Annotated in this window: 3 protein-coding genes; 1 reads left to right on the top strand and 2 read right to left on the bottom strand. The window is 78.3% G+C overall.

Features of this window, described 5'->3' with window-relative positions:
- The first annotated feature begins 233 nt into the window (after positions 1-233).
- Complete coding sequence (locus tag HLB09_RS13910) at positions 234-1163, top strand: NADP-dependent oxidoreductase (RefSeq protein ID WP_212771091.1); 930 nt, start codon at positions 234-236, stop codon at positions 1161-1163.
- Here the strand turns inward: HLB09_RS13910 and HLB09_RS13905 are convergent.
- Together HLB09_RS13905 and HLB09_RS20100 are read right to left on the bottom strand one after the other, a co-directional pair.
- Positions 1150-2238: a sensor domain-containing protein gene (locus HLB09_RS13905; protein ID WP_212771090.1), complete on the bottom strand. Its 1089-nt coding sequence runs from the start codon at positions 2236-2238 to the stop codon at positions 1150-1152. The genes HLB09_RS13910 and HLB09_RS13905 overlap by 14 nt on opposite strands.
- 107 nt (positions 2239-2345) lie before the next feature.
- Positions 2346-3737, bottom strand: a complete 1392-nt coding sequence (locus HLB09_RS20100; protein ID WP_212771089.1) for an AAA family ATPase — start codon at positions 3735-3737, stop codon at positions 2346-2348.
- Between the last annotated feature and the right edge of the window lie 364 nt (positions 3738-4101).

Raw genomic sequence — 4101 nt, 5'->3', positions numbered from 1 at the left:
GTCCGCCGGCCACCGCGACGGGTACCCGTCCGCGGCGTGCACCCGGGCCAGCACCTCCGCCGCCGCCCCGACGTCCCCGTCCGTCCGCTCGCGCACCACCACGGGGGGAGAGCCTGCCCCACCGCGCGCGCCGGGCCCGCACCGGCGGGCCGGCCCGGGCCCGCCACGTCTCCGGGCGGTCGCCGGACGGGAAGCCCTCGGGCTCCCGCGCCGTTGCCCCGGCCATGCGCGCGATGAGCTACGACACCTACGGCGATCTCGACGTCCTCCACCCCTCCGAGCTGCCCGAGCCGAAGCTGGCGCCCGGCGCCGTCCTCGTGGAGGTGCGGTCGGCGTCGGTGAACCCCGTCGACTGGAAGCTCATGGCCGGGGGCCTGGACGGGCTCATGGACGTCGTCTTCCCCGTGGTCCCGGGCTGGGACGCCGCGGGCGTCGTCGTCCGCACCGGCCCCGACGTCCCCGAGCTGGAGGTCGGTGACGAGGTCCTCACCTACGCCCGCAAGGACCTCGTCCACGGCGGCACCTACGCGGAGCAGGTCGCCGTCCCCGCCGTGAGCGTCACCCGCAAGCCGGCCGCGATGTCCTGGGACGAGGCCGCGAGCCTGCCCCTGGCCGGGCTGACGGCGCTGCGCATGGTCGAGCTCCTCGACGTCGGCTCCGACGACGTCGTGCTCGTCCACGGCGCCTCCGGCGGCGTCGGGCACCTCGCGGTGCAGGTCGCCCACGCCCGCGGCGCCCGGGTCATCGGCACGGCGAGCGAGCGCAACCACGACTTCCTGCGCGACCTCGGGGCCGAGCCGGTCGTCTACGGCGACGGCCTGCCCGAGCGCGTGCGCGCGCTGGCGCCCGAGGGCGCGACGGTCGTGCTGGACGCCGTCGGCGGAGTCCTCGAGCAGACCCTCGCCGTCCTGGCCCCGGAAGGCCGCCACGCCTCCATCACCGAGCCCTCGGTCGAGGAGCACGGCGGCCGGTGGGTCTGGGTGCGCCCGGACGGCGCGGCCCTCGCGCGGCTGACCGCCCTCGTCGAGCGCGGCCAGCTGCGGGTGGAGGTCCAGCGGACCTTCCCGCTCGAGGACGTCGCCGACGCGGTGCGCCTCTCGCAGGAGGGCCACGTGCGCGGCAAGGTCGCTCTCCGGGTGAGCGACGGGGTCAGCGAGGGCTGAGCGCGCGCACGTCGCCGTCGCGGGCGGCGCCGCGGACGACGCCCGTCGGCCGCGGCAGGTGGGCGACGGCGTCCGCCACCGCGGCGTCGTGCGCCACCACGGCGCCCTTGCCCGCGCGCTTGGCGGCGTACATGGCGGCGTCGGCGCGCGCGAGGAGCTCGTCCGCCGTCGGCGTCGGGTCGTCGGCGCCGAGGTGGGCGACGCCCGCGCTGACGCCCACCCGCAGGTCGGTCCCCGTGAGCGCGTAGGTGCCGGCCAGGACGGCCTCGAGCCGGCGGACGACGGACGCCGCGCCCCCCGACCCCTCGACGAGCAGGGCGAACTCGTCGCCGCCCAGCCGCGCGAGGGTGTCGCCCGGGCGCACGAGCGGGGCCCACTCCTGGGCCAGGTGGAGGAGCAGCTCGTCCCCCGCCGCGTGGCCCAGGGTGTCGTTGACGTCCTTGAAGTCGTCGAGGTCGAGCACGACGACGGCGAGCGGGCGCGGGTCGCGCCGGTGCAGCGCGAGGGCGTGCTCGAGCCGGTCGAGGAGCACGGCACGGGTCGCGAGACCGGTGAGGTCGTCCGTCGTGGCGAGGCGCACCAGCTCGGCCTCGCGGGCGGCGGCCCGCTCGGCGAGGGCCTCGGCGTGGAGGATCTGCGAGAGCAGGCCGGCGAGGACGTCGAGCAGCGCCCGGTGCTCCTCCGCGCCGTCGGGGAGCCGCTCGGGGCTGAAGCCGCAGAGCGTGCCGAAGAGCTCGCCACCGGCGGAGCGGATGGGGGCGCCGACGTAGCCGTCGATGGGGAAGGCCGCGCGGGCGGCGGCCCCGGCCATCGCGACGTCGGAGTCGACGTCGGGGACGACCTGCGGTGAGTCGCCCGCAGCCATGTGCTGGCACAGCGAGGCCGCCCACGGGACGACGGTCCCCTCGGGGAAGTCGTAGGAGGCGTCGCGGACGGCCAGGAAGACCTGGTCCTCGTCGTCGCGTCGCGTCACCGCCCACAGACCCAGGGGCAGCGCGGTGGCGAGGTGGTCGAGCACCACGCGGCACGCCTGCTCGAAGGTGAGCAGGGCGGGGACGCGCCCGGCACCGTCCACGGCCACCTCCTCCTGCAGCGCCGCGTCCTGCGGCTCGCCGGAGCATCGGCAGGGCGGACGCCCTGCTTGAGCGGTCGGCTCACGCGGACGCGCGGCGCCGGACGCCCTCAGAGGTAGGTCCCCGTGAGCGGCTCGGCCTTCCAGCGCCCGTCGGCGACGACCCGCAGGAGGCGCTCGGTGGTGAGGTCGCGGCCGTGGTCGAGGACGGCGCGCCGCACGACCTCCCGCAGGTCCGCCCCGGTGGCGCCCGCGGGCAGGGCCGCGGCGACGGCCGCGGTGTCGACGCGGGGCCGCTGCTCGCCGTCGTCGCCGGCGTCGGCGGCGGGCAGCCGGCCGAGGTAGCGGTCGAGGATGCGGGCGCTCGCCGCCCGGTCCGGCGGGGCCAGGGTGATGGTGCTGTCGAAGCGCGCCGAGCGGGTCACGGCGGCGTCGAGGGCCGCGGGGTCGTTCGTCGACGCGAGGGTGAGGACGTCGGTGTAGACCTCCGTGCCGTCGAGGACGGCGAGGAAGTCGGCGAGGGCCGTGCCGCGCGCGCCCGCGCGCCGGTCCCCCAGGTAGAGGTCGACGTCCTCGAGGACGACGACGCACGGGCCGAGGTCGGCGGTCTCCCGGTACACCTGCCGCAGCACGCTGCTGGCCGCGGCGGCGTCCACGACGACGACCGTGAAGGCGCCCGCCATCTCGCGGGCGACGACCCGCGACAGCGCGCTCTTGCCCACCCCGGGCGGCCCCGCGAGGAGCACGCCGCGGTTCGTGCCCAGGCCCATCTCGCGCAGCACGTCCGCGCGCGTCGTCAGCGCCGACGTGGCGGCGTCGACCTCGGCCCAGACGGCAGCGGGCAGGACGAGGTCCTCGCGCCCGCCGGGGCCGAGCGACGTCGGCTGCAGCTCGAGCGGCAGCCGCGCCCCGGCGTGGAGCACCCGACCGCGGAAGAAGCCCTTGTCGCGCCGCGCCGTCGCGAGGACCTCGTCGACGAGGGCCCGGGCGGCCGCGTGGTCGGCCGGGCGCGCGAGCACGCGCAGCGACGCCGGGTCGGGGTCGAACTCGCTGCGCGAGAGCTGCACGACGACGTCGACGTCCGCCGCCGTGCCGGCCGGGAAGGCGACGGCGGCCGACGTCGGCACGGAGACGTGGTCGCCGTCGAGGTCGATGCGCGTCCACGTCGGGGCCTCGCCGTCCTCGACCGGGCCGAGGACGGCGCTCGGGTGGGCGGCCAGGAGGTCCGCGACGACGGCGCCCACGGACACCGACCGCGTGTGGGTGAGCGCCACCCGCTCGAGCACGAGCGAGGTGTGCGGCTGCCCGAGGTGGGCCTCGACGAAGCCGCCCGCCGTGCTGCTGCTGCCGCCGGCGCCGGTGAGCAGCTGCCCGAGGACCTCGAGCGAGCGCCGCACGAGCGGGTGCTCGCCGTCGAGGGCGGCCGTCGTGGCAGGTGCGTCGGGAGCGGGGGTCGCGGTCGCAGCGGCGGGCGGGGCGGCGGGGGCGTCGTCGGTCGGCACGCGGCCAGTCTGCCGAGGCCCGTCACGGCGACGTGCGTCCATGTCGCCCTCACCGCACGCCCCCACGGGGCGACGTGCGGCCATGTCGCCCTCCGCCCGCGCCGAACCCGCGCCCCCGAGGCGACGTGCGGCCATGTCGCCCCCACCGCACGCCCCCACGGGGCGACGTGCGGCCATGTCGCCCGCGGCCCGCGCGCCCCCCGCTCGGCGGGCAGGATGCGCGGCGTGGACGGGATGCTCCTGCGCTCGGTGCGCCTGGTCGGCGCCCCCGACCCGCGCCGCGCGCGCGACGTGCTCCTCCTCGGCGGGCGGGTGGCCGCCGTCGCGGACGCCGGCGGCCTCGTCCCTCGCGGGCCGGACGGCG

The sequence above is a fragment of the Pseudokineococcus marinus genome, from assembly GCF_013004605.1.
GTDB lineage: Bacteria > Actinomycetota > Actinomycetes > Actinomycetales > Quadrisphaeraceae > Pseudokineococcus > Pseudokineococcus marinus.
The sequence above is the reverse complement of the archived record's forward strand: the minus strand, read 5'-3'. Positions and strand labels throughout refer to the sequence as shown.